Here is a 26,153-nt window from a genome sequence, read left to right as displayed (position 1 = left end):
GCAAGAATAGAGTAAAGGGGACTTGAGTGTCAACCAAGATTAAACGGTGCTACGAACGCTCAGTGGACGATCACCGCGGTAAGCCGATTGCGTCCGTGAGTTTTCGAATAATAAAGGGCCTTGTCGGCGGTTTCCAGAAGCTTTCTCGGATCGGTGCCGTTCATGGATGGAAAACAACTGGCCACCCCCACACTTATGGTCACCCGTATGGCGTGTTCCTCAAAATAAAAGGGTTCCTGAGCCACCTTTTCGCGCAATCTCTCACCCAGCACACTGGCCCCCCTGAGATCGGTCTCCGGAAGAATAATGGCAAACTCCTCCCCTCCGTATCGGGCCGGTATGTCACTTTTACGAATGTTCTCGCGGATGAGACGCGAAAGTCCCCGCAGAATAAAATCGCCGGCAAGATGCCCGTAGGTATCATTTATCTTTTTGAAGTGATCGATATCCAGCATAATAAGCGAAATAGAACGCCGGTAGCGTCGGGCCCGCTCAAACTCCTCCCTGAGGCGTTCCTGAAAGTAACGGTGATTGTAGAGTTCGGTAAGACCGTCCAGAATACTCAGCAGCCGCAGACGCTCGTTGGCCTCCCTGAGTCTGTGAGCCAGCTCCTCGGCCCGGGCCTTCTCCTCCTTGAGTTGCCGCAGGATGAGCGCGCAGTTGAGGCTCAGTCTTTCCAGTTCCTGATGGGCCTCCTCCACCAGCTCAGAATAAGGGGGAATGTTTTCAACCGGCAGATCAAAAAAGGAGAAGATTTCCTGGCACTCCCGGGCCACCTGGTCAATGAGGGCTTCCGTGTCCTCTCCGGAAATCCCCAGAAATTTGGGTATTTCCCTTAGGGCACGGTTATACTTCACCGTTTTCTTTTCACTAAAATAAATACCTCCCAGAAGAGCAGCCATAGAAAGCAAACGGGCATGTTCCCGAAATTCCTCCGGGGCCTCCTCCCATCTGTGATGAAAACAGACATCCTGAATGATGTGTTCGGGAAGGTGCCATCTCCGAAAGAGGTAAGCTCCGGCTTCGGCATGGGTAAATCCCAAAAGTGCCTGCTCCACCTCCCACAGGGGCTTTTCGCTCACCTCTTTTTCGTCGAACACGCGGGCATATTCCTCCTCCAAGATCAGATGGAGAAGCAAAACCCCCAGATCCATTAAAAGCCCTGCGGTGAAAAGGTGATCATCCTCGAGAGAGATTCTCTGAGCCAGGAGCCGGGCGGAGACCGCATTGGTTACCGCCCTCTTCCAGAATCTCTCCAGATCAAATCCATAAGATCGTCCCTTACGGGGGAAACTGTGGGCCACCGCAAAGGAGAGAGCCATATTCTTGATCACATCCGTGCCCAAAAGAGAGAGGGCCGTTTCTATGGAAGTAATCTCCGTGGCCCCGGTACGGTAAAGTTGAGAGTTGGCCAGGCCCAGTACCCGTGCCGCCAGGGCCGGATCCAGACGGATAGTCTCGGCCAGCCTCTTGTAATCCTCCTCCCGTACAGACTCGAGCAGTCTTATGGCTAGCGCCGGGGGAGAGGGAAGATTAATCCGTCGTTTGTCAAGCAACTCTTCCACCTTCTTGAAATTCATGGGACCCCCCTGCAAGATTTCAAATTTGGGTTAAAGTTCTTCCCGTGTATTCTGACACAGGATTTACCAAATACATCTTCCAATACTTTTCATCAAGGAAGTCAAGACCCCTAATTTCTTTTTTTATTCCACGGTTTGATTATTTTCAACAAAATAGGATCTTTTTCCATAATAGAACCCGGTGCCGTTCATAAATCTTTCAATCTTTTTACCACATTCAGAGGATTTGAAAACATGAAAGGAATGGATCGAAAAATAGTCCTCCGAAATTGCCGGGAACACAATCTCAGGGGGTTCGATCTGGAGATTCCCCTCTACCGGGTGGTGGCGGTGACCGGGGTCTCCGGATCGGGGAAGTCCAGCCTGGTCTTCGACACCCTTTTCGCCGAGGGCCAGAGGCGCTATCTCGAGACCTTCTCCACCTATGTGCGGCAGTACTTCGAGCGTCTGCCCCGCCCCAGGGTGGATCTGGTGGAAAACATCCCCCCGGCCATAGCCATAGCCCAGATCAATCCGGTGAGAAGCTCCCGCTCCACGGTGGGGACCCTTTCCGAGATCACCCACTTCGCCAAGATGCTCTACTTCCGGGCCGCGGAAGCCAGATGTGAGGCCTGCGGAAGACCGGTGATAAGTACCGATCCCGCCACGGCGGCGGAAAAGATCCTCCGGGAGACAAGCGGAGAGCGGGCGGTCCTCACCGCGCCCGTCCGGGCCGAAAGCGACCCCGAACTCCTCCGGAAGGGACTTCTTCAGGCCGGCTACACCCGGGTCTTTGCCGCCGACCGGGTGTGCGAGATCGAGGAGGTGGAGCGTTTCCCCGAGGAGGTGGAGGTGGTTCTCGACCGTCTCCCCATCGGCCCGGAGAGTCGCGAACGCCTGATCGAGGCCCTGGAGCGGGGTTTTTCCATGGCCGGAGAGGTGCGGGTGCACCTTTCCTACGGAAGGGAACTCCGCTTCACCGACCGCCAGAGGTGTCCCTACTGCGGGCTTTCCGTGCCCCGGCGAACGCCCAACCTCTTCTCCTTCAACAGCCCCCTGGGGGCCTGTCCGGAGTGTCGGGGGTTCGGACGGGTGCTGGACATCGACTGGAACCTGGTGGTGCCGGATCCGCGGAAGTCCCTCCGGGAGGGGGCCATCACCGTGCTCACCATGCCCTTCGCCTGGGAGGTCCGGGAGGACCTGCTGGAGTACTGCCGTAGGGAGGGGATCCCTCTTGATCGACCCTGGGGGGAATTGCCCGAGGAGGTACGCCGGAAGATCCTTTTCGGGGACGGAGACTGGTACGGGGTGCGCGAACTCTTCGACTGGCTGGAGTCCAGGCGCTACAAGGCCCATGTGCGCATCCTGCTTTCCCGTTTTCGGGCCTACCGGGAGTGTCCGCTCTGCCGGGGGACCCGTTTTCGCCGGGAGGCCCTGCAGTTCTTCCTGGGGGGACTCAACCTGGGACAATTCTACGCCCTTCCGGTGGCCGAGGCCCGCCGTTTCCTGGAAGAGGAACTCCTTTCCCGGGATCTTCCCCGGGCCGAGGAGGTGCTCGCCCGGGAGATCCACCGGCGCCTGCGGTACCTGGACGAGGTGGGGCTCTCCTACCTCACCCTGGATCGGCAGAGCCGGACCCTTTCCGGGGGCGAGGTGGCCCGGGTGCTTCTAACCCGGGCCCTTTCCTCGGATCTCACCGAGACCCTCTACCTCTTCGACGAACCCACCACCGGGCTCCATCCCCGGGATACCGCGCGGGTGGTGAACTTTCTGCGGGAACTTTCCCGGCGGGGGAACACCGCCGTGGTGGTGGAGCACGACCCCGAGGTGATCCTTTCGGCGGACCTGGTGGTGGACCTGGGCCCCGGGGCGGGTCGTGAGGGAGGTCGGCTCCTCTTCGCGGGGTCCCCCCGCGAGTTGCTTTCCTCCGGGACCCCCACGGGGGAGGCCCTGCGCGAGCGGGAGAGGCGGAGGACGGCCCCTCCCGAACCCCCTCCGGATCTCGCGGCACGGCCGGCCCTCGTTCTTTCCGGGGCGAGGGAAAACAACCTCAAGGACCTCACCGTTCGGATCCCGCACGGGACCCTCACGGTGGTCTGCGGGGTTTCGGGTTCGGGAAAGTCCACCCTGGTGGAGCTGTGTCTCTGGCGGGGCCTCAGGCGCCTGCGCGGGGAGGCCACGGAGCCTCCGGGTCGCTTCTCCTCTCTCTCCGGACACGAGGTCTTCGACGCGGTGGAACTCCTGGATCAGAGTCCCCTGGCCCGCACCCCTCGGGGCACCGTGGCCACTTACCTGGGGGTCTACGGTCTCATCCGGCGTCTCCTGGCCTCCTCACCGGAGGCTAGGGCCCGGGGGTTTTCCGAGAGTCACTTTTCCTTCAACTCCCCGGAGGGGCGCTGTCCGGAGTGCGAGGGGCTGGGTTATCAGGTGGTGGAGATGCAGTTTCTTTCGGACCTCACCTTCCCCTGCGAGGCCTGCGGCGGCCGGCGCTTCCGTCCGGAGGTGCTCGCGGTGCGCTGGCGGGGACGCAATGTCTCGGAGATCCTGGATCTTACCGTGGAGGAGGCCCTGGAGTTTTTCGGGGGCCATTCCGAGATGGTCCGGAGGCTTCGGGCCGCGGCGGAGGTGGGGCTTTCCTATCTGCGCCTGGGACAGGCCCTTTCCACCCTCTCCGGTGGAGAGGCCCAGCGTCTCAAAATGGCCCGCGTCTTCGCCCTGCCCGAGAACAGGCGAGCCCTCCTCATCCTGGACGAACCCACCGTGGGACTCCACCTGCGGGATGTGGAAAAACTCCTCTCGGCCTTACGGGGGCTGGTAAGTCGCGGGCACACCGTGGTGGCCGTGGAACACCATCCCGAGGTGGTCCTTTCCGCGGACTGGGTGATCGAGCTCGGTCCGGAGGGTGGCGAGGCCGGAGGACACCTCCTTCATCAGGGGCCGGTCCGGGAACTCCTGGAAAAGGATACGCCCACCGGGGTCTGGCTGAGACGCTATCTTTCCGGAGAAATCCGCCTGGAAGGAAAGGGTTCTCCGGAAAGGGAATCCCCTTCCCCGCGGGTGATCAGCCTTCGGGGAGCCCGGCACCACAACCTGAAAAACATCGATCTGGATCTGCCCCGGGAAAAGCTCATCGTGGTGACCGGCGTATCCGGCTCGGGTAAATCCACTCTGGCCTTTGATCTCATTTTCGCCGAGGGCCAGCGGCGGTATCTAGAGAGCCTTCCGGCCTACCTGCGACAGTTCGTGAAACTCCACGAGGAACCCGAGGTGGACCTCATCGCGGGGCTTCCCCCCACCGCGGCCCTGGAACAGCGCTCCAGCCGCCCCGGGCCCCGCTCCACCGTGGGGACCCTCACCGAGATCCTTCCCTACCTGCGTCTTCTCTTCGCCCGGGTGGGGGAACCCCACTGCCCCCGCTGCGGACGCCCCCTCTCCAGGGTCCGCCGGGAGGATCTGGCCGAAAGAATCCTCTCGGAGTTTTCCGGCCGCACGGTAAAGATCCTCTCCCCCCGGGTGCGCCGGCGCAAGGGGTACCATCGTCCCGTCTTCGAAAGGGCCCACCGGGCCGGATACGACGAGGTGCGGGTGGACGGAAGGTTCCTTTCCATCCCCCCGTTTCCGGAACTCTCCCGTTTCCGGGAACACACCATCGAGGTGGTGGTGGGGGAGGTGGAGGTGAGGCCCGAGAGGGCGGATCACCTGCGAGATCTCCTGGCGGAGGCGCTTTCCGGGGGCGGGGGCGAGGCGGTGATCTGGTCTCCGGAGGGGGAGCTTTTCCTGAGCGAGAGGCTGAGCTGCGCAGCCTGCGGGGTGAGCCTCCCGGAGCCGGATCCCCTCCTTTTTTCCTTCAACACCAGGGCCGGGGCCTGTTCGGAATGCGGAGGGCTCGGAGAGAAAAGCGGGAACCCCTGTCCCTCCTGCGGGGGAAGCCGCCTTCGCCCCGAGGCCCTGGCCTTCCGCGTGGGAGGACGGAACATCGCCGAACTGTCCGATCTTTCCGCGGCGGAGCTGCGGGAGTTTCTGCGGAAGCTGTCCTTTTCCGGAAGGGCGGCGGAGATCGCCGCCCCCCTCGTACGGGAGATCACTTCCCGGCTGGAATTCCTGATCGAGGTGGGGCTGCCCTACCTGAGTCTCTCCCGTCCGGGGGAAAGCCTTTCCGGGGGCGAGGCCCAGCGGGTGAGGCTGGCCGCCGAACTCGGCTCCAACCTCACCGGGGTGGCCTACATACTGGACGAGCCCACCATCGGGCTCCATCCCCGGGACACGGAACGGCTGCTCGCGGCCCTCAAACGCCTCCGCGACCGGGGCAATACCGTAATCGTGGTGGAACACGACGAGGACACCATCCGGGCCGCGGACCTGGTGGTGGACCTGGGTCCCGGTGGCGGTCGTCGGGGCGGGGAGGTGGTCTACTGCGGTCCTCCGGAGGGACTTTCCCGGGCCTCCCGTTCGGTGACCGCCCGGGTGCTTTCCGATCGCGGACGCTACCGGCTTTCCGGCCGCGCACGCCGTCCCGAACGGTTCGTAACCGTTCACGGGGCCCGGTTCCGCAACCTCAAGGACCTCACCGTACGTTTCCCCCTGGGGGCCCTTACCGTGGTGACCGGAGTGTCCGGCTCCGGCAAGTCCACCCTGGTCATGGAGGTGCTCTTTCAGAGTCTCCACCGGATCCTTTCCGGCCGCGGGAAACCGGTGGGGTGCCGGCGGATCGAGGGTCACGAAAACCTGCGCCGGGTCCTTTCCGTGGATCATTCCCCCATCGGCCGCACCCCTCGCTCCACCCCGGCCACCTATGTGGGATTTATGACCGCCATAAGGCGACTGTTCGCCGGTCTCCCGGAAGCACGGGCCCGGGGCTACACCGAAAGCCGGTTCTCCTTTAATGTGGAGGAGGGAAGGTGTCCGGCCTGCAAGGGGCAGGGGCTCATCCGGGTGGAGATGAAGTTTCTGCCGGAGGTGTACCAGACCTGTGCCCTGTGTGGCGGGACGCGCTACAACGAGGAGACGCTGGCGGTGCGTTATCGGGGACGCAACATCGCCGAGGTCCTTCAGATGACCATGGAGGAGGCCCGGGAGTTCTTCGAGGCGGTGCCCGAGATCCGGCGCCCTCTGGAAATTCTGTGCGACCTGGGGCTGGACTACCTCACCCTGGGACAGCCCAGCCCCACCCTCTCCGGGGGCGAGGCCCAGCGGGTAAAGCTCGCTACGGAGTTCGTAAAGGGCGGACGCGGCGGCACCCTCTATGTGCTGGACGAACCCTCCACCGGACTGCACCTGGCGGATGTGCAAAAGCTCATGCGCCTCCTTCACGGTCTGGTGGACCGGGGACACACCGTGGTGGTGATCGAACACAATCTCGAGGTCGTCAGGGAGGCGGACTGGATCGTGGACCTGGGGCCGGAGGGAGGGGAAGCCGGTGGGAAACTCCTTTACCAGGGCCCGCCGGAGGGGTTGCTCTCCCTGGACACCCCCACGGCCCGGGCCCTGCGAGAGTACCTGGATAGAGGACGATGAAAAAACTCCTCCTGGTGAAGCTTTCCGCTCTGGGGGATGTGGTGCAGACGCTTCCGGTGCTTGCCGCGCTCAAGCGGGTGCATCCGGGACTCGCCATCCACTGGGTGGTGGAGGAGGAGCAGGCGGAGCTGCTTGCGGGACACCCTTTGATAGAACGGCTGCTGGTCTTCCCCCGACGGCGGATTCTTCGCTGTCTCCGCAACCCCCGCACCCTTCCCCGGGGATGGTCCCTGGCGCGGAAGTTCCTGCAGGACCTCCGTGCCGAGCGCTACGACGCGGTGCTAGACCTCCAGGGGCTTCTCAAGAGCGCTCTGGTGGTGGCTCTGGCCCGTTCCCGGCGCAGGATCGGCTTTGCCAACCACCGGGAGGGAAGCCCTCTGGTGCTTACGGAGAAGCTCCCGCCTTACGATCCGGATCTTCACGCCGTAAGGCGTTACCTCTCCGCGGCGGAACACCTGGGAGGAAGGCCCGAACCGGTGGAATTCCCCCTGCCCCCGCATCCCTCCGCAGAGACCGTGGGGCGAAGGCTCCGTCTTCCGCCTCCGCCCTGGCTGGTCTTTATCCCGGCCACCCGATGGCCCACCAAGCTCTGGCCCGATGAGCACTGGAGGGACCTTGCCGGGAGAGCGTGTGCCCTGGGGCTTCCCCTGCTCTGGATAGGGGGTCCCGGGGATCGGGACTACCTGGCCGGGTTGGCCCTGAGGGGCACGGATCTCTCCGGTCGGCTGAGCCTGAAGGAACTTGCGGGAATCCTTTCCGGGGCCGCGGCGGTGGTCTCCGTGGACACCGGCCCCATGCACCTGGCCGCGGCCCTGGGAAGGCCGGTGGTGGCTCTCTTCGGACCCACCGCCCCGTGGCGCACCGGCCCCTTCGGAGAGGGACACCGGGTGCTCCGCGCGGGGCTTCCCTGCAGTCCCTGCTTCCGCAGATCCTGTCCCGAACCCCGCTGCATGTCCGGAATTTCCCCGGAGGAAGTCCTGCAGGCCCTCACGGAAACTCTGGAGCGCAGTAGACGCGGAAGCCCTCGGGACCGTAGGTGAAAAGACCCACACTTTCCGGAAGGAGACCGTAGTGGTCGTCCGAGGAAAGGTAGTAAGTGCCTCCCGGAAGACGGACCTTCTTTAGTTCCTCGAGGGACCTCTCCGTAAGAGGAAGGCCCTTCGCCAGCACGGTTCGGATCAGGTAAAGGGCGTCCACCAGGGCCGCCGTTTCCGGGCTAAGGTTGCCACCGGTCAGCCGGACTCTCGCCGGAAGATACAGGGCGGTGGCCGGAAAGGGATAACCGGTGAGTTCCCCGTGGGCGGCGAGAAATTCCTCGTCCGCCACCTCCGGCCCGAACACCACCGGGATGCGGAGCCCGTAATCCCTGAGGGCCCGGGCCACCTTGGCCGCGCTTTTCCGATCGCTCCACACGATCACCGCCTCGGCGGAAAGGAGGTCCTCGAACTTGGGGTAGAGGTAGGTGTCCTCCGGCCCGAACCAGACGGTCTTTTGGATCCGCAGGCGGTATTCCCAGGCGTATATGCGGAGCCACTTGAGGCCGGTGCGCCCTTCACGGTTCAGGGAAAGGAGGAGGCCTACCCGCTTTACCCCCCGGGCGGCCAGGCACCGGAGGATTCCCTTGGCGGCCAGGCGGGGGGAGAGACCGGTGCGGAAGACTCCCCGGAAGGGTTCCCCCGGTATCTTGAGGGGGTCCAGATCACCGGCCAGGAGGACGATAGGGAGGCCGAAGGCCCGGGCCGCGGTGAGGGCCGCTTCGTTTGCGGCGGGGTCCAGGGGACCTATGAGAAGGGAGACCCCCTCGCTGCGGGCCCGGCGCACCGCCGAAAGGGCCTTCTTACCTCCCGGCCCGGGATCGTAAACGGCCAGCCCCAGGGGAAGCCCCTCCAGCCGGAAACTCGAGGCCATCTCCCAGGCCAGGGCCACGGCCCGGGGGGTTAAGGGGTTCTTCTCGGAGAAGAGAAGACCCACCTTGGCTCCCCGGGCGGGAGAAAGGAGGGTCAGGATGAGAAAGAAGACCGCGGAAAGACGCACCTCAACGACGCAAACGCTTCAGGTATTTCCGGGCGAGGGGGGCCTGTTCGCTGCGGGGATACTGCTTCACGATCTTGCGGAAGAGGATCCGGGCGGCCTCGGTGTCCCCGATGCGGAGAAAGGAAAGCCCCTGCTTGAGAAGCGCCGCCGGAACCTTGTAGTGCTTGGGGTACCGGTCGATGACCTTCTGGTATTCCAGAATGGCCTCCTCGTAGCGTTTCTCCGCGTAATAGGTCTCGCCGATCCAGAAGTAGGCGTTGGCGGCGTACTTCCCCCGGGGATAGAGTTCCAGGTACCGGCGGAAGACCCGGCGTGCCGCTTCGTAGTCTTTCTGCTTTAACGCGGAGAGTCCTTCTTTATAGAGGTCCTCCTCCGAAGGCTTTTCCGGGGGGCTCTTCTGCACCCGGGCGGATTCGCCGGACGGGGTCTTCCCCTTCTCCAGGGCGCTCAGTCGACGAAGAACCTCCCCCTGAAACTCGGAGAAGGCCTCCCGATCCTGCTTCTGCTGATAGGATAACTCCTCAAGGAGACCGTTAAGTCGAGCTATTTCGGCCCGGGTCCTGTCTATCTCGGCCAGGATCTCGGCCCTCTTTTCGGTAAGGGTTCCGGTGGCCTTCTCCAGGGCCGAGAGACGCTTTTCCAGAGCGGCGAGCCTCTGTTTTTGCTCGCGAAGGGCCTTTTCCAGGGCCGAAAGCCGCTTTTCCTGAAGGGAGGCCTGAGTCTCCAGCGCGGAGATCCGCACGGAGAGATCCTGCAACTGCTCCTGAGAGGCCACGCAACCGGTAAAAATCACCATCAAAAATAAAAACAAGGTCAACCGCACTTTGCCCTCCTCACGGGCATTTTACCCCGAAAACTCCTGGGCAAAAAGCTCGGTCTGTTCAGAGGCCATCCAGATCCCCCCTTCCGGGTGAACTGGTTAATAGGCGGTCGTTTCGAGAAGGGATTATTCAGCTACAATCGCTTTTCCGCAAATAAAATTCATCCTTTCATTTCGAAGGTGAACAGCTATAATTGATCCGGAGAGGATCCTACCGGAAGAGACAAGGGGACGCTCAATGATGGAAAAATTTTTTAATCCCGAATCCATTGCTGTTATCGGAGCAGCGCGTGAGCCCGGCAAGGTAGGGCACGATGTGGTTCGCAATCTTCTTGAGAGTGGGTTTTCGGGAAGGATATATCCCATAAATCCCAAGGCCTCAGAAATCGCGGGGCTCAGAGCTTATCCCTCAGTCACAGCGGTACCGGATAAGATTGATCTGGCTGTAGTAGCGGTAAGGGCTCCTCTCGTACCCAGGATTCTAGAAGAGTGTGGCCATAAAGGTATCGGGGCGGCGGTAGTTCTTTCGGCGGGCTTTAAGGAATCCGGACGGGAGGGAGCCAGACTGGAACAGGAGCTTGGTGAAGTTGCTAAAAGGTTCGGTATCAGGGTCATAGGTCCCAACTGTTTAGGGATTCTGGACACCTATCATCGGGTTAATGCCACTTTTGCCGCCCTGAAACCCCTCAGGGGGCACATAGGTTTCTTTTCACAATCCGGAGCCCTGTGCCTGGCCCTTCTGGAATGGTCAAAAGCGGAAAAAGTGGGACTTTCAAGATTCATCAGTTTGGGAAACAAGTGTGATGTTTCGGAGCTGGAATGTTTGCGTCTTTTGGGAGATGATCCCCACACCAGAGTAATAATGGGATATCTGGAGGGCGTCGAGGACGGGCGCACTTTTACCGAAGTAGCCAGGAGGATAGCCCGCAAAAAACCTATAATCATCTTCAAGAGCGGGGTGACCGCTGCCGGAGCGCGGGCGGCTTCTTCACATACCGGGTCTCTCGCCGGCTCGGAGGTGGCCTTCGAGGCGGCGGTGCGAAGGGCGGGAATCATTCGGGCCCATACCCTCCGTGAATTCTTCAATCTGGCTCTCCTCCTCGCTTTTCAGCCTCTGCCCCGGGGACCCAATCTGGGCATTCTAACCAATTCGGGAGGACCGGGTATCGTGGCGGCAGATGCCTGCGAACACTCGACTCTGGAATTACCCACTCTTTCCACGGATACGGTGGAAAAACTACGGAAGATCCTCCCGCCCTATGCCGCTTTTTTTAATCCTGTGGATATTACCGGTGACGCCGATGCTCAGCGGTATGCCGGAGCCCTGGAAATTCTCATTGAGGACGAACGCCTGGATAGCCTCCTCGTAATCCTCTCCCGCACCGCCACCGTTGATCCCGAGGAGGTTGCTGAACACCTGGGAAAAAGAAAGAGTCCAAAACCCATAGTTGCCTGTTTTTTAGGCCATGAAAGCATTAAGAAGGCCCGACGAAAACTCCTGAAACACAGAATTCCCCATTTTACCTATCCTGAAGAAGCGATAACCTCTCTTGAGAAAGTATGGCTCTATCAATACCGATGTAGTAAACCTTCGGCTTCCCGTCATCGGCCATCGGTAGATTTTAAGCGAGCTGCTTCCATACTCCAGCAAGTGCGTGCCGAGGATCGCTCCCAGCTATTTGATTACGAAGTCAAGGAAATACTTCAGGCTTACGGTTTTCGCTTTCCCAAGTCTCTTATAGCCCGTACCACCGACGAGGCCGTAATCGCTGCTCGAGCCATCGGCTATCCGGTAGTCCTGAAGATCGTTTCCCCTCAGATAATCCACAAAAGCGATGTCGGGGGAGTCAAGATCAATATTCGCAGTGACGAAGAATTGATCCAGGCTTTTCAAGCCATGACTATGCGGGCCCGGCAGGCTGTTCCGGGGGCTACGGTATTGGGAGTTCTGGTCCAGGAAATGGTCTCCCGGGGAAAGGAAACCATCGTGGGATTCACACGCGACTCTCAATTCGGTCCTCTGGTAATGTTTGGCCTGGGGGGTATCTATGTGGAAATTTTGAAAGATGTGAGCTTTCGGCTGGCCCCCCTGTCTCCGGAGGAAGCGCTGGAGATGGTGCGTGAAATCAAGGCGTATCCATTGCTTAAGGGAATACGGGGAGAGCCCGAGAGCGATATCCCCGCTCTGGTAAAAAGCATCGTAAATTTGGCCCAACTGGCCACCGATTTTCCGGAATTAAACGAAGGAGAAATAAATCCTTTAATAGTTTGCCCTAAAGGCCAAGGAGTTGTGGCCGTAGACGCCCGCCTCAGTTTGGGAGTTTAAGAGGAGTCAACTATCAGGAATTGATAGCTAGGCATGGGGCACCCCCGCAGGAGCAAGTTTAGAAGGATCGAAGAATTGATTACGAGTAGAGAGGGCATAGATTACCCGGATCAGTTTGTTAACTACGGCTATCATGGCTTTTTTATAGCTTCTGAACTGGGTGTATTTCCTTCGGAAGTAATGCTGAAAAGTTTTCTCCCACTTGACCGTTCCTACGGCCATCTGGAAGAGGATATTTCGAAGGTAAGGATTTCCCTGTTTGGAGATGTTCATACGGACCTTCCATTTTCCGGATTGTTTGACCACGGGATCTGTTCCGGCATATTTGATCAGTTTTTTGGCGTTACTGAAGCGTTTTATGTTTTCGACTTCGGCCAGGAACCTGGAGGCGAGGTCGCGGGAGATGCCTTTTATGGAGGAGAGGCATTCCAGCTGAGTTTTCATGGTAGTTTCGATCTCCGTCTGGAGGTCTTTTTCCAGTTTTTCGATCATGGATTGGAGGAAGAAGATCTTTTGGATGTAAATTTGGAGGATTTTTTCCAGGCCTTTATGAGAGATCCCCACCGAGTTTTGGGCCACCTGCACGAGGTCTTGAGCGGAGAAGGAAGGTTTACGGCCCGGCAGTCGGGAGAGGATATAGTCTATTTTTCCCCAACCGGCTTTGGCAATTCTTTTAGCGGAGGGGTAGCGGCTGAGGATTTCAAGGAAGGCCCGAGAGAAGACATTGAAGTGTTTTTCGGCTTCGGGGAAAAGGGCGGCGAGGGAGTGTTTGATTTGGGTTTTGGCCTCGGCGATTTCCTGTTTGAGTTTTTGGATTTGTCGGGCCAGGAGTTTGGTTTCGGAGGGGAGGGTAGCTGGTTTAAGGAGGTGGGGATTGGAGAGGGCAAAGAGCGCCAGGAGGAAGGCGTCTTTTTTATCGGACTTAGAGGGGTTGTTAGCGGAGACGAACCGGACGAAGTGATGAACCATTTTAGGGTTGAGGAGGGATACCCGGAAGTCCTGGTCCAGGAGGAAGGCGAGGAGAGGGAGGTGGAAGCGTCCGGAGGATTCAAGGACGATATGGTTTGGGGTATAGGCGGAGAGAGTTTGGAGGAAGTCTTCGAAGCCTTTGGAAGACATGGGGAGGTTTTTGGATACGAGCTTTCCCTTTTGTGGGTGAAGGATACAGAACTGGAAGGAATTTTTGGCGACATCGATACCTATGTAGAACATAGGCTACCTCCTGGGATAAGGTATATGTCCCTCAGCTCCATCCTCCCGTTTGGCAGGGGCTTTTGCGCCCAACCAACCAATTGGGAGTTGAGGGACAGAGGGACAGACTCCTATAGAGGCTTCCAAGCCTACGAAAAATGGAGTCCTTGTCCCTCTATAAACTTTATCTCGGGAATGGATATAACATAATTCATTGCAGGAGGAGAAAAATGAAGACCATCTATGTATGTTCAACCACACCTTTTGCGGGAAAGACCCTGACCACTCTGATGTTGGGAGATTACCTCAGAGAAAAGGGGACCTCCTTCACCTACCGCAAACCCGTAGGAAACCGCCCCACCATGATAGAAGGAACACTGGTGGACGATGACGCTTTATTTGTAGCCCGCACCCTGAATCTAACCATCTCTCCCTCTGAGCTTTCCTCCGTACTACTTACTCAAGATGTTCTGGTGAAGGCCCTGAGGGGGGAAACCGGAGGGTTTTTCCATCAGATACTGGACTTTTGCAAACAGGCAGGAGAAAAGGATGAATTTTTACTTCTGGGAGGCTACGGAAGTCTTTATTCCGGAACATTCCTCGGAATCTCCGGTCTAACTCTGGCAAAATCTCTACATGCCCGTGTGGTTCTGGTGGTGCGCTATGAAGGGGAAGATGTCCTGGATTATGTTCTCAAAGCCGCAGAGGATCTGGAAGATCTTCTTCTGGGAGTAATTTTTAATGATATCTCTCCGGCGGACTTTCCCAACTATAATGACCTAATTCGCCCTTTTCTTGAAAAAAGAGGTATTTCGATTCTGGGAGAGTTCCCTCATGACGATCTCCTGGCTGCGGTTTCTGTAGGGGAACTTAGAGAGTATTTAGGAGCCAAACTCCTGGGGAACACCGGGGAGGATCGACTGGTAGAGCACTTTTTGATCGGGGGCATGCAGGTAGACAAAGCCATTCAATATTTTCGCAAGACCCCCAACTTTGGAGTTATTGTAGGAGGAGACCGTTCCGATATTCAATTGGCAGCCATCGAAACCGGAGCAATATGTCTCATCCTCACGGGAGGGCTCTATCCTAACGAAATCATTTTAACCCGGGCCGAGGAGGCAGGGATCCCGGTGCTAGTGCTTCCCGAGGACACCTATTCCGTGGCCCGCAAAGTGGAACATTTACCCCTGCAAACCAGGATAAGACACCCCCGGAAGGTACAGCGGGCTAGAGAATTGGGCAGGACTTATCTTCGAAAAGAACTACTGGATCAGCTTCTGAGTTAACCTCTTTCCGGGACCTCCGGTTACAAGTTGCTCAGCGGGGCCTTCCAGGCGGCCTTGAGTCCGGAAAAGGGTTCCTTCACCAGGTCGCGGCCTAGGCCATCCCGGATGATGAGTTCCGGCTCGGCGATCACCTCTCCGATGAGGGCGTAAGTGGTGCCCTCCATGAGTTTCTCGAAGTCCCGCTGGCGGTCGCGCGGCACGGTCACCAGGATGTGGTATAATTTCCTTAACCTTAACCTTTAAAAAGGAGGATCGGGAATGGAAAAGAAACTTATAGATGATCTGCTTGAGAAAGCCTTGAAACTTAAGCCTTCTGAAAGATATTTTTTAGTGGAAGTCTTGATGAGGAGTCTTGAAGAAAGAGATGAGCAGATCGAAAAGGCCTGGATAGAAGAGTCTAAAAGGCGGTTGAGAGCTTATCGAGAGGGAGCTATGAGATCTGTTCCTCTTGAGGAAGTATTTGACCAATGAAGATCGAGTTTTTAGAAGCAGCAAAGGAGGAATTTGAAGAAGCGATTGAATATTATGAAATCCAACAAAAAGGATTGGGGTTAAGGTTTAACACAGAGGTTAAGAGAGCTTTACAGAGGATTTTCCTTAATCCCTATATGTATCCGATAGTGAGTGAAAGCATTAGACGATGTATTCTTCATACATTTCCTTACAGTATTTTTTATACTGTTCTTGAAGATGAAAAAGTCATTCTGATTTTGGCTATTGCCCATCACCATCGCCGTCCCTTTTACTGGGAGGATCGTTTCTCTTGACTATACCTCCGCCAGCGGGGCCTTCCAGGCGGCCTTGAGTTCGGAAAGGGGTTCCTTCACCAGGTCGCGGCCCAGGCCATCCCGGACGATGAGTTCCGGCTCGGCGATCACCTCTCCGATGAGGGCGTAAGTGGTGCCCTCCATGAGTTTCTCGAAGTCCCGCTGGCGGTCGCGCGGCACGGTTACCAGGATGCGGCTTGCCGATTCGGAAAAGAGGATGAAATCCGGCCGACCGCAGCCCTCGTAGGGTACCGCCGAGAGATCCACGAAAAGACCGTAACCCCCGGAAAAGGCCTTCTCCGCCAGAGCCACCCCCAGGCCCCCGTCGGAGGCGTCGTGGGCCGAGGACACCAGGCCGTAGTAGATGGCGTCGCGAAGTCTCAGGTAGCGCCTCCGGGCCTCACGGGCATCCACCTTCGGTACCGAGGCCCCGAGGAAGCCCCTGCTGGCATAGTACTCCGAGCCCCCGAGTTCGTCCCGGGTGAGACCCAGGATGTAGAGGAGATCCCCGGGGCGTTTCACATCCATGGTGCAGGCCTTGCTCACATCCGGCACCCGGGCCACCACGGAGAAAAGAAGCGTCGGTGGAACCGAGATCTTGAGGCTTCCGTCGGGAAGGATTACGCCCACGCCGTAAGGGTTCTCGCCCTCCGGATCCAGTCCCAGGGACATGAGGTAGTCGTTTTTCATGGAATCCTTGCCCGATATGCAGGGCACCCCGTAGGCCAGGGTGAAGTCGTGCACCGCTCGGGCCGCCCTTACCAGCTGGGCCAGCTTGTAGCGCCCGTCAGGGGTCTTTTCGCTCTCGATGGGATCGCACCAGCAGAAGTTGTCGAGCCCGGCCATGTGCTCAATATCCCCACCCACGCAGACCGCGTTGCGGATGGCCTCGTCAATGGCGTTGGCCGCCATCCAGTAGGTGTCGAGGTCCGAGAACTTGGGGCAGATCCCGTGGGCCACGGCGATTCCGTCCGGGCGCGAGAGATCCGGCCGGAGTACCGCGGCGTCGCTGGGGCCGTCGTCCTGCGCCCCGGTGAGCGGTTTCACCACGGACCCGCCCTGGACCTCGTGGTCGTACTGCCGCACTACATATTCCTTGGAGCAAACATTGAGGCGGGAAAGCATCTCCCTGAGGACGGCCCCCAGGTCTTCGGGTTCGGGAAGATCCGGTTCCGAGACCTTCGGCGGCTGCCACTCGGCCCGAAGTTCCATCTGGGGGACACCCCCGTGGAGAAAGTCGAGCGGAAGAAGCCCCACCGTGCGACCTCGATAACGGAGATGGAAGTAACCGGAATCGGTGAAACGCCCCACCACGGTGGCCTCCACATCCATTTTGCGGGCGAGATCCAGGAAACGGTCGATCTTGTCCGGAGGCACGGCCACGGTCATCCGTTCCTGACTCTCCGAAAGAAGGATCTCCCAGGGCTTGAGTCCCGGGTACTTGAGGGGTGGCCTTTCGAGGTCGAGCTCCGCCCCTCCGGCCTCCCGGGCCATCTCCCCCACCGAGGAGGAGAGTCCCCCGGCCCCGTTATCGGTGATGGAGGTGTAGAGGCACTCGTCCCGGGCGCGCAGCAGGAAGTCGGTCATCTTCTTCTGGGTGATGGGGTCTCCGATCTGGACGGCGGTGGCGGGGCTCCCCTCGTGCAGGGCCTCGGAGGAGAAGGTGGCCCCGTGGATCCCGTCCTTGCCGATGCGCCCCCCCACCATGACCACCAGGTCCCCGGGACGGGCCCCCTTCTTCCAGGAGGGCTCGCCGCAGACCTCAAGGGGCAGGATCCCTCCGGTTCCGCAATAAACCAGGGGCTTTCCCAGATAGCGGGGGTCGAAGACGATGGATCCGTTCACCGTGGGGATCCCGCTCTGATTGCCCCCGTGCTCCACGCCCTCGCGCACCCCCTCGAAGATCCGCCGGGGGTGAAGCAGCCTCGGCGGTAGGGGTTTGTCCCAGTTCGGCGGGGCAAAGCAGAAGACATCGGTGTTGAAGACCAGAAGGGCCCCCTTGCCCGTGCCGAAGGGATCCCGGTTCACCCCCACGATACCGGTAAGCGCACCGCCGTAAGGGTCGAGCGCCGAGGGACTGTTGTGGGTCTCCACCTTGAAGGCCAGGGCCCACCGGTCGTTTAGCCTTATGACCCCGGCGTTGTCCACGAAGACCGAAAGGCAGAAGTCCCGCTCTCCGAGTTTTTCCCGGATCTTCTCCGTGGCTCCGCGGATGTAAGTCTTGAAGATGCTGTCCACGGTAAACTCTTCGCCGGTCTCGAGGTCGCGGTAGTGAATGCGGGCGTTGAAGATCTTGTGCTTGCAGTGTTCGGACCAGGTCTGGGCCAGGGATTCCAGCTCCACATCGGTGATCTCCGGCCCGAGGCCGTGTTTGCGTCTTTCCGCGATGAAATCGGGCCGGGCGAAGTAATCCCTGATGGTGCGCATTTCCTCAAGCGAAAGGGCCAGCAGCCTCTCGCGGGAAAGGGCCAGGAGCTCCTCGTCGGAAAGCCGGGCCAGGTCCCAGCTCTCCACGGTGGCCTCGGTGGTCTCGGTCACGCGGGGGGCCGGATAACGCAGCCCCTGCGCCTCGTATTCCCCCCGGGAAAGGATCCACCAGCGTTCGATGAGTTCGTTGGCCAGAAGCTCCCGGGCCAGGCGCTCGCAATCCTTGCGGGAGAGCGCCCCCCGCACCAGGTACTGGACGGCGGAATAGACTCCCTCGCGGTCGGGGGCGAGGGGGCGTTCCAGCAGAAGCGAGAGGGCTTCGGCCGCCACCCGGCCCTCGTTGTCGGTCACCCCGGGGCGGAACCCCACCTCGATGAGCCAGTCGTAGGGGAAGTCGAGCTTCGGGGCCAGAGGCCGGCCGAGACTCACCAGCTGGATAACCGGATCCCACAGGGCCTCGCGGGCATACCGTTCGAGAAGGTCCTCCGGAAAGTTCCCCTCCACCAGATAGACCCGCACCGTGCGCACCGCCTCCACCGACAGTCCCAGAAATTCCCGGGCCCGGCGGGCTACCTTCTCCCCCCGGGCGTCCCGGAGATCCGGCTTAAGGGCTACCTCTATGCGAAAGACCTCCGCCACCGCGAGACCTCCCTAAGCGATTTCCTCCCATCGGGATACGAACCGAGTATACCACTCCTCGAAAAGTTTTTGATCGGCAAAGTGAAACTCAAAGGGATGCAGGGGATGCCGTTCCCTAAAGAGTCTTAGAAAGAGGGGACGGATGACCGTTCCTTTTTCGGAAAGGACCAGGACATCTATGTCCGAGAGGGACGGGTGGGCCCGCGCCTCAAGTATCAAGTCGAACACGAGGAGGCGAACCTCCCTCCCGGTCCTTCTCCGAAACTCCTCCCGGAATTCCGAGAGCACCTCCCGCCAGCGCCGAAAGTAGGGCTCCGGGGCCTCCACGGTTTCCGCAAGGGGTTTGAGATTTAGTTGTGCCATCCTACCCCCTCGGGATCTCGAGCATGCGTTTGACCGCCCGCAAAGCCCGCTTTCGAATCTCCTCGGGCACCTCCACCCGGGGCTCCAGGGTCTCAAGGGCCCGATAGACCAGCTCCAGGGTGGTGAGCTTCATGGCCTCGCAGAGCATCTTCTCCGAGGCCGGGTAGAACTTCTTGTCCGGATTCTGCTTGCGCAGGGGGTAAAGCAACCCCACCTCAGTCCCGATGATGAACTCCCTGTGTTCCGATTCCCGGCAGAACTTGAGCATTCCGCTGGTCGAGGCCACATGATCGGCCAGGTCTATGACCTCGGGACGGCACTCGGGATGGGCCACGAAAAGGGCCCCGGGGTGAGCCTCGCGCGCCCGCCGCACATCCTCCGGGGTAAGGGTATCGTGAAAGGGGCAGAACCCCTGGTGATAGATAATCTTTTTGTCCGGAAAGTGCCTCTGCGCGTAACGGGCCAGATTCATGTCCGGAAGACAGATCACCTCCCTTTCGGGGAGACTGGCTATGACCCGCACCACATTGGCCGAGGTGCAGCAGATGTCGCTTTCGGCCTTCACCTCGGCGTAGGAGTTCACATAGGTGACCACCGGGGCTCCGGGGTATTTCTCGCGCAGGACCCGCACATCCTCCGGGGTGATCATGCTGGCCATGGCACAGCAGGCCTGCGGTGCAGGGAATAGAACCGTCTTGTCCGGGGATACGATGTGCGCGGTCTCGGCCATGAAGAGCACCCCGCAGAAAACGATCACGCGGGCCTCCGTGCGCGCGGCCTTGAGGCTTAGTTCCAGCGAGTCCCCCACCAGATCGGCGATCTCCTGGATCTCCGGAGGCTGGTAGTTGTGGGCCAGGATGAGGGCCTTACGGTCCCGGGCGAGTTTCCGTATTTCGACCTGAAGCTGCTCCTTTTCCATCCCTTTCACCTCTCCGGGTTTCATCAATGACCTCCACTCCCTTGGGAATCCGAAAAGCAAATCGAGTTTTATCAATTTTAGGATTGATCCGGAGATTTTCCAGGGTCATGTGGGTGAGGTTGCCCAGGGGATCCCAGAACCAGAGTTCCTTTATTTCTCCGGTGGAAACCCTTACCTTGAGTTTCAGGCGTGAGACGCTGGAGTCGTTTTGCGGTTTCAGCTCCAGGAAGTAAAAATCGTTTTCGCCCGGGGTGCCGGAGATAAGCTCAAACTCCTCGGAAAGCCTGGCCTTTCCCGAAATCACGGCGAGCATTACCCTGGAGAAGGCCTTTTCGGGAGAGAGAATCAGGACCTGTCGATCCTCCTCGGAGTAGTAGTAAACCCGCCTTCCGTCGGAGACGATGAGTATCCTTTCGGGGTAACGGTACTCCCACCGCAGAAGATTCGTTTTTTTGAACCAGAACTTTCCCCCCGAGACCTCCACCCGGTAGCCCTTGCGCCAGTAAACCTCCTGAGAGAAGCTACCCGAAAGGGTGCGGATCTCCCGGTAAAAGGCCTCCACCCGGGAGAGGACCGTCTCCGGAGAGAGGGTTCCGGCCCTAAGGCTTGCGGTCCACCAGCACAGGGCGAGGACGAACACCGTCACTCGGACCAACAATGCCTTCCTCCTCCATGCGTTCTACGAGCCTGGCGGCTCGATTATAACCTATGCGCAGGCGTCTCTGGAGCATGGAGACCGAGATCTTGCCCTGCTGAATGGCGATGCGGACCGCCTCCCGGTAGAGCTCGTCGTCGGCCTCTTCCTCTCCGAAGACTCCGGTCTCTTCTCCTTCCTCCTCCAGAGCCTCGAAATCGGCCAGGTACTCGGGTTCTCCCCGGGCCCTGAGATATTCCACCACCCTGCGGACCTCGGCCTCCGAGACATAGGGGCCGTGGATGCGCCGGAGCTTCGAGGCCCCCGGCGGCATGAAGAGCATGTCTCCGGCTCCGAGGAGTCTTTCCGCCCCCTGGGTGTCCAGAATGGTCCGGGAATCGGTGCGGGAGGAGACCTGAAAAGAAATCCGGGCCGGGAAGTTAGCCTTGATGATTCCGGTGATGACATCCACCGAGGGGCGCTGGGTAGCCAGCAGGAGGTGAATCCCCGAGGCCCGGGCCATCTGGGCGAGCCGCGTGAGCAGCGTCTCCACCTCCTTGGAGGCCACCACCATGAGGTCCGCCAGCTCGTCGATGATGATGACGATGTAGGGAAGTTTCTCCTCCCCCTGTCGGTTGTAGGACTCGAGATTGCGGGCCCGGGTCTCCTCGAGGAGCCGATAGCGGCGTTCCATCTCCGCCACCGCCCAGCGCAGGGCCCGGGTGGCCAGACGGGGCTCCAGTACAACCGGATGCAGGAGATAGGGAATGTTCTCGTAGACGGAAAGTTCGATCCGTTTGGGATCGATGAGAAGGAAACGGATGTCCTTCGGGGTGCTCTTGTAGATAAGACTGAGGATAACGGAGTGCAGGAACACGCTCTTTCCCGTTCCCGTGGCCCCGGCGATGAGGAGATGAGGCATTCGGGCCAGATCCGTGACCACGGGCTCCCCGGATTGATCCTTGCCCAGGGCCAGGGTAAGGGGGGATTTCGCCCTCCGGAAGGACTCGCTCTCGATGATCTCCCTCAGATAGACCGTTTCCCGTTCGGGATTGGAGACCTCGATTCCCACCACATCCTTTCCCGGGATGGGGGCCACGATGCGCACGCTTTCGGCCGAAAGGCCCAGGGCCAGATCGTCGGCCAGAGCCGCGATGCGGTTGATCTTTACCCCGGGAGCGGGCCGGAATTCGTAAACGGTGATCACCGGGCCGGGATTGACCGCCACCACCTCCCCTTCCACCCCGAACTCCCGGAGTTTGGTCTCAAGGGCCCGGGCCATGTTTCCCAGGATCTCCTGCGAGGGACCCTTCCTGCGGGCCGGAGGCTCCTCAAGAAGGTCAAGGGGCGGAGGAAAACCCGAGCCCTTAGGGGGCTCCGCCGGGAGGGTGCGGGCGGAAACCTTTTCCTTCTCCTCGGGCGTCCTCTTTTTTTTCTTTCGTCCGGAAAACGATCTCAAAGGCTCCTCCCCGGGGCGCACTCCCAGGAGAGCGAGTCCCCCCAGGGCCAGAAAGAGTACGAGCAGAACCAGCCCCGGCACGCCCAAAAAGGGTCTCAGGGCCTGCCCCAGGAATCCGACGAGCCCGCCGCTTGCGGGATACCGCCACCAGCGACCCCCCTCCGGAAGGAATCCCAGGGCCAGAGAGGCACCGAGAATAAGACACCCCGCCCCCAGGACCTCCCGGCCGCGGGGAGGCCTTCCGGAAAAGACTTTGAGGGCGAGAAGTAATCCGAAAAGAGGCACCAGAAAGGCTCCCAGACCGAAAAGATCGAAAAAAAATGAGGAAAGATAGGCTCCGGCCAGACCCTCCCAGTTGTGAACGATTTCCCCTCCGGCTCTTCCGAAACCGGGATCCCCCGGATGATAGGAAATAAGGGCAAGGAGCAAAAAAATACCCGTGGCCAGCAGAAAAAACCCGAGAGGGGTGAAGTGAAACCTTTTCATTTAATAGGAACGATACCTTAAAGGTAAAAGTCGGACAAGAAGGGCTCCTTATTCCTCCCGGGCTCCCTCGGGTAACTTCACCTGATCCCACTGATCGGGGACGGTCTCAATCCTGGCGAGCTCCGGCTCGTGAAGGGGAAGGATCAGGTCCGCCATCTTTTTGATGCGCAGGGTCTGTTCGTAGGCCACATAGGCATCGGTGTGGACCCCCGGGGGGATGACCTCCCAGCCCAGGGCCCGGATCTTTCGCGGGGGCCAGTAGTTCTCAAACAGGGTACACACCCCGGTTATGGCCGCAACTCCCCGCTCCGTCTCCACCAGCACGGTCATCCCTCCCGCGGTGTGCCCGGGGGTGTGGATCATCCTGAGCCCCGGGAGGATCTCCCGATCCTCCTCGAGCTTCACGAAGCGCCCCTCCTGATCCAGTTCCTCCACGAAGTCCGGGGCGTAACGAAAGTCCAGAGGATGGCCCCCGTAAAGGGCCTCGAACTCCAGCCGGTGGGCGTAAAACACCGCGTTCTCGCACTTGAAGTCGTTTTCGCAGTGGTCGTTGTGGAGGTGGGTGTGGAGCACCAGGTCTATGTCCGCAGGTGAAAGTCCGAAACGGGAGAGGGCCTCCTCAAAGCGATATATTTTGGCCCCCAGGGCCTTCTCCCGGGCCTCGGTGATCACCGGCCCCAGATAACCGGTGTCCACCAGCACCACCTTTTCACCCCCCTCGATGAGCCAGCCGAAGACCGGCACATGAATCTCTTCCCCGTACCCGTACTGATAGGTCATGGTCCCCTTGTCGAAGATCTTGCTCCCCAGCACCAGCGGGTGAATGCGATAAAGGGCCATCTCTCTCACCCCCTCGACGGATTTATTTCATTATCCCCCTCTTTGTCCCCTAAGTCAAAGGGAATTAAGGTTGAAAATTAAAGAAATGCGGCGATTTCTTCAGATCGCCGGGAATTAATCCCGGAGACGATCGTTTCTCGTGAGCCCGCCCGGGGGCCCTTGACTTCCTCCGCAGGCGGTATAGCGTGGGGGAGGATTTCGTACGGGAGGTTTGGTGTGGGCCGTGAGGGGGGATTTCTGGAGGAGATAAGGCCGGAGATCCACGAATTCCTGGTAATGCGGGCCAAGGAGGAGGGAGGGTTTGCCGCCACGCCCAGGCTTCCCGCCACGGTGGAGGACACCTATTTCGCCCTGCGCACCTGGGAGCTTCTGTTTCCCCCCTCCGGGAAGGTGCTCTCTTCGGTGCGCCTCTTTCTGGAGCACACGCCTCCCCCTCCGCAGCTTCCGGCTCTGCGACGGTGGCTGTGGCTGGCGGATCGCACGGGGATTCTCTCCCGGGAGGAGGTGCAGGTTCGAGCACGGAGGATTCTGCTTGGCCGGAGGAGGCCTCTGTCGCGGGACCCTGAAGTTCGGGCCGCCTATTACTTCTGTGTTCGACGGCTGGGGCTGGACGGGGTTTTGCCTCAGGCACCCGCAAGGCCCGCGTTGCGCACCCTTCGTGATCTTTACCGGTGGAGCGAGATGTTTCCGGAATCCCTGGATGCGGAGCGGCTGTCCTGGGTGCTCGCCTCTCGCAATCCCGACGGGGGGTTCGGTTTTCGACCGGGCACTACCTCTTTTCTGGAAAACACCTACTTTGCCCTTCGGGTGCTGGAGCGATCCGGGCGTTTCCTCGCGGATCCGGATCCGACCCTGCGCTTCATCCGGATGTGTTACCGTCGGGGGGGATTCGCCCGGGCTCCCGGGGGGATCCCCTTTCTGGAGAGCACCTACTACGGGGTTTACCTCCTAGCCCGCCGCCCGGCCCTCGAAAAATAGGATCGGATCCTATTTTCGGAGAAATTTCGGAGAAAGAAAATAGCTCTAAAAACTACCCAACATCCTCCCCAAATTCGAAAAAAATAATCTATGGAACCCCGAAAAATAGGATCGGATCCTATTTTAAAAAGGAGGAAGGATCTTACTTGACTTTATGGCTAATTGGCTATATAGTTCAAGAAATAAAAAGTGGGGTGAGGGGATGACGCGGAGGGCCGGTGTATTGAGACAGCGGGTGCGGCGGTTCAAGGCCCTTTCCGACGGGACGCGCCTCAAGATCCTGGCCCTCCTTGCGGTGCGGCCCTGCTGCGTGTGCGAATTGAGTGCGGCCCTGGAACTCTCCCAGCCCACCGTAACCCGACACCTCCAGAAGCTCGCCGAGGCCGGTTTCCTGGTCTTCGAGAGGCGGGGTTTCTTCCAGATCTACCGACTGGCCCCGGCGGATCGCGAGGCCGAAAACCTTCTAACCCTGGCCCTCCGAGAACTCTCTGACGACCCGGAGGTGGCCGGGCTCCGGCAGAGGCTGGAAAGGCTCGAGGTGGGGCCGCCTTTCCTGAGGGCCCCGGCCGAAAAACCACGCTGCACCGATAACGAGGAAGAGGGAGGGTTCGCCGGTGAGAAGCCTTAAACGGGCCCGGGAGATAGGGATCGCCACGGCCGTATTTCTCCTGTTTTATTTCTTCCCGGCCCGGGAGCGGGTTCTTTCCGGGGCGCGGGAGGCCCTGCTTCTCGCCCACTGGTACGCCCGCGAGCATGTGATCCTCTGTCTCATTCCGGCCTTCTTCATCGCCGGAGCCATAAGCGTCTTCGTCTCCAAGGAATCGGTGATGCGTTATCTGGGGCCGGGGGCTCCCAAACCCGTGGCCTACGGGGTGGCCTCGGTGGCCGGGACGGTACTTGCGGTCTGCTCCTGCACGGTGCTTCCCCTTTTTGCCGGAATCTATCTCAACGGGGCCGGGCTCGGCCCGGCCAGCACCTTCCTCTACTCCGGGCCGGCCATAAATGTGCTGGCCATCGTGCTCACGGCCCGGGTGCTCGGGGCCGGGCTGGGTCTGGCGCGAGCGATAGCGGCCATCGGAGCAAGCCTTCTCATCGGGCTTCTCATGGCCTTTTTCTTCCGGCGGGAGGAGACCGCACGGCTTGCGGAGTTCGCCGCCGAGCCTCCGGCCGAAGGACGCCCCCTCCGGCAAACGGTCCTTTTCATGGCTACGCTGGTGGCCATCCTGGTCCTGGCCACCTGGGGACACGGAACCGGCCTCTGGGAAAGGATCTTCGCCCTCAAGTGGAAGCTAGTGGCCGCGGCGGCCCTGGTCTTACTGGTGGAACTGCGGTTCTTCTTCGGGGTAAAAACCCCCTGGCTTGTCGCCGCGGCCCTTGCGGCAACCCTGGGGGAAGTCCTCTCCCGGGGCCACGAGATCGCCTTTCTTTCCGGGGTGGTGGTGCTTTCGTTCGCCCTCTGGCGCACCGGAGGCGAGGCCCGGGAATGGTTCGAGTCCTCCTACTGGCTGGCCCGCCAGATCCTTCCCCTTCTCTTTCTCGGGGTGCTCGGGGCCGGATTCTTTCTGGGCCGTCCCGGCCACGAGGCCCTCATCCCCTCGCACCTCGTGGCCGAGCTGGTGGGTGGGAACGGACTTGCGGCCAACTTCTTTGCTGCCGTCTCCGGGGCCTTCATGTACTTCGCCACCCTGACCGAGGTCCCCATCCTTCAGGGACTTCTCGGGGCCGGGATGGGCAAGGGCCCGGCTCTGGCCCTTCTTCTTTCCGGGCCGGCGGTGTCCCTTCCCAGCATGCTGGTCATCCGTTCGGTCCTTGGTACCCGAAAGACCCTGGCCTATGTGGCCCTGGTGGTGATGATCTCCACCCTCTGCGGGTGGTTTTACGGGCATTTTCTTGTAAGCCTTTAATTATCAA

General features: G+C 60.0%; 20 protein-coding genes. 9 read left to right on the top strand and 11 right to left on the bottom strand.

The window, feature by feature from the left end; all coding sequences use genetic code 11:
- Positions 1–59 precede the first annotated feature (59 nt).
- Complete coding sequence (locus tag K3767_RS04300) at positions 60–1,580, bottom strand: GGDEF domain-containing protein (protein ID WP_221172312.1); 1,521 nt, start codon at positions 1,578–1,580, stop codon at positions 60–62.
- A 234-nt stretch (positions 1,581–1,814) separates the two neighbouring features.
- Between K3767_RS04300 and uvrA the strand changes: the two genes are divergently transcribed.
- Positions 1,815–7,073, top strand: a complete 5,259-nt coding sequence (gene uvrA, locus K3767_RS04295) for an excinuclease ABC subunit UvrA (RefSeq protein WP_221172311.1) — start codon at positions 1,815–1,817, stop codon at positions 7,071–7,073.
- Positions 7,070–8,113, top strand: coding sequence for a lipopolysaccharide heptosyltransferase I (gene waaC, locus K3767_RS04290; RefSeq protein WP_221172310.1), 1,044 nt, complete (start codon positions 7,070–7,072; stop codon positions 8,111–8,113). Before uvrA ends, waaC begins: the two co-directional genes overlap by 4 nt.
- Here waaC and K3767_RS04285 read toward each other — a convergent pair.
- Positions 8,061–9,107, bottom strand: a complete 1,047-nt coding sequence (locus tag K3767_RS04285; RefSeq protein WP_221172309.1) for an ABC transporter substrate-binding protein — start codon at positions 9,105–9,107, stop codon at positions 8,061–8,063. The two genes, waaC and K3767_RS04285, sit on opposite strands and share 53 nt — an antisense overlap.
- A gap of 1 nt (position 9,108) precedes the next feature.
- Positions 9,109–9,930, bottom strand: a complete 822-nt coding sequence (gene ybgF / locus K3767_RS04280) for a tol-pal system protein YbgF (RefSeq protein ID WP_221172308.1) — start codon at positions 9,928–9,930, stop codon at positions 9,109–9,111.
- 235 nt (positions 9,931–10,165) lie between these two features.
- Here ybgF and acs point away from each other — a divergent pair, with 235 nt between their 5' ends.
- Positions 10,166–12,253: an acetate--CoA ligase alpha subunit gene (gene acs / locus K3767_RS04275; protein WP_221172307.1), complete on the top strand. Its 2,088-nt coding sequence runs from the start codon at positions 10,166–10,168 to the stop codon at positions 12,251–12,253.
- Between the two features lie 27 nt (positions 12,254–12,280).
- Here the strand turns inward: acs and K3767_RS04270 are convergent, their stop codons facing one another.
- Positions 12,281–13,465 carry an IS110 family transposase gene (locus K3767_RS04270; protein ID WP_221171521.1) on the bottom strand — a complete coding sequence of 395 codons (1,185 nt, stop codon included), beginning with the start codon at positions 13,463–13,465 and terminating at the stop codon, positions 12,281–12,283.
- A gap of 209 nt (positions 13,466–13,674) precedes the next feature.
- Here K3767_RS04270 and K3767_RS04265 point away from each other — a divergent pair, with 209 nt between their 5' ends.
- Complete coding sequence (locus K3767_RS04265) at positions 13,675–14,730, top strand: phosphotransacetylase family protein (RefSeq protein WP_221172306.1); 1,056 nt, start codon at positions 13,675–13,677, stop codon at positions 14,728–14,730.
- A 20-nt stretch (positions 14,731–14,750) separates the two neighbouring features.
- Here the strand turns inward: K3767_RS04265 and K3767_RS04260 are convergent, their stop codons facing one another.
- Positions 14,751–14,936 carry a hypothetical protein gene (locus K3767_RS04260; RefSeq protein ID WP_221172305.1) on the bottom strand — a complete coding sequence of 62 codons (186 nt, stop codon included), beginning with the start codon at positions 14,934–14,936 and terminating at the stop codon, positions 14,751–14,753.
- A gap of 52 nt (positions 14,937–14,988) precedes the next feature.
- Between K3767_RS04260 and K3767_RS04255 the strand changes: the two genes are divergently transcribed.
- Both K3767_RS04255 and K3767_RS04250 read left to right on the top strand, forming a co-directional pair.
- A complete protein-coding gene (locus tag K3767_RS04255; protein ID WP_221172304.1) occupies positions 14,989–15,201 on the top strand; it encodes an addiction module protein in 213 nt (70 codons plus the stop codon).
- On the top strand, positions 15,198–15,497 hold the full coding sequence (locus tag K3767_RS04250; protein WP_221172303.1) for a type II toxin-antitoxin system RelE/ParE family toxin: 300 nt from the start codon (positions 15,198–15,200) through the stop codon (positions 15,495–15,497). Before K3767_RS04255 ends, K3767_RS04250 begins: the two co-directional genes overlap by 4 nt.
- Here the strand turns inward: K3767_RS04250 and K3767_RS04245 are convergent, their stop codons facing one another.
- From K3767_RS04245 to K3767_RS04220, 6 genes are read right to left on the bottom strand one after another with little or no spacing between them, the layout of a single operon-like run.
- Positions 15,498–18,563, bottom strand: a complete 3,066-nt coding sequence (locus K3767_RS04245) for an AIR synthase-related protein (protein WP_221172302.1) — start codon at positions 18,561–18,563, stop codon at positions 15,498–15,500. It abuts the gene before it with no gap.
- 12 nt (positions 18,564–18,575) lie between these two features.
- Positions 18,576–18,926 (bottom strand): hypothetical protein, encoded by a 351-nt coding sequence (locus K3767_RS04240; protein WP_221172301.1) that lies wholly within the window; start codon positions 18,924–18,926, stop codon positions 18,576–18,578.
- A 1-nt stretch (position 18,927) separates the two neighbouring features.
- Complete coding sequence (nadA, locus tag K3767_RS04235) at positions 18,928–19,845, bottom strand: quinolinate synthase NadA (protein WP_221172300.1); 918 nt, start codon at positions 19,843–19,845, stop codon at positions 18,928–18,930.
- Positions 19,793–20,503, bottom strand: a complete 711-nt coding sequence (locus K3767_RS04230; protein WP_221172299.1) for an outer membrane lipoprotein carrier protein LolA — start codon at positions 20,501–20,503, stop codon at positions 19,793–19,795. The genes nadA and K3767_RS04230 overlap by 53 nt, the downstream gene beginning before the upstream one ends.
- Positions 20,445–22,424: a DNA translocase FtsK gene (locus K3767_RS04225; protein ID WP_221172298.1), complete on the bottom strand. Its 1,980-nt coding sequence runs from the start codon at positions 22,422–22,424 to the stop codon at positions 20,445–20,447. Before K3767_RS04225 ends, K3767_RS04230 begins: the two co-directional genes overlap by 59 nt.
- A gap of 48 nt (positions 22,425–22,472) precedes the next feature.
- Entirely contained in the window at positions 22,473–23,264 is a 792-nt protein-coding gene (locus tag K3767_RS04220) for an N-acyl homoserine lactonase family protein (protein WP_221172297.1), read from the bottom strand.
- A 216-nt stretch (positions 23,265–23,480) separates the two neighbouring features.
- Here K3767_RS04220 and K3767_RS04215 point away from each other — a divergent pair, with 216 nt between their 5' ends.
- From K3767_RS04215 to K3767_RS04205, 3 genes are all read left to right on the top strand, one after another.
- Positions 23,481–24,242: a prenyltransferase/squalene oxidase repeat-containing protein gene (locus tag K3767_RS04215; protein ID WP_221172296.1), complete on the top strand. Its 762-nt coding sequence runs from the start codon at positions 23,481–23,483 to the stop codon at positions 24,240–24,242.
- 202 nt (positions 24,243–24,444) lie between these two features.
- On the top strand, positions 24,445–24,870 hold the full coding sequence (locus K3767_RS04210) for a helix-turn-helix transcriptional regulator (protein ID WP_221172295.1): 426 nt from the start codon (positions 24,445–24,447) through the stop codon (positions 24,868–24,870).
- Positions 24,857–26,146, top strand: coding sequence for a permease (locus K3767_RS04205; protein WP_221172294.1), 1,290 nt, complete (start codon positions 24,857–24,859; stop codon positions 26,144–26,146). The genes K3767_RS04210 and K3767_RS04205 overlap by 14 nt, the downstream gene beginning before the upstream one ends.
- Positions 26,147–26,153: the final 7 nt, after the last annotated feature.

It is taken from the genome of Thermosulfurimonas sp. F29 (assembly GCF_019688735.1).
In the GTDB taxonomy this organism is placed as follows: domain Bacteria; phylum Desulfobacterota; class Thermodesulfobacteria; order Thermodesulfobacteriales; family Thermodesulfobacteriaceae; genus Thermosulfurimonas_A.
This window is presented reverse-complemented; position numbering and strand designations above follow the sequence as displayed.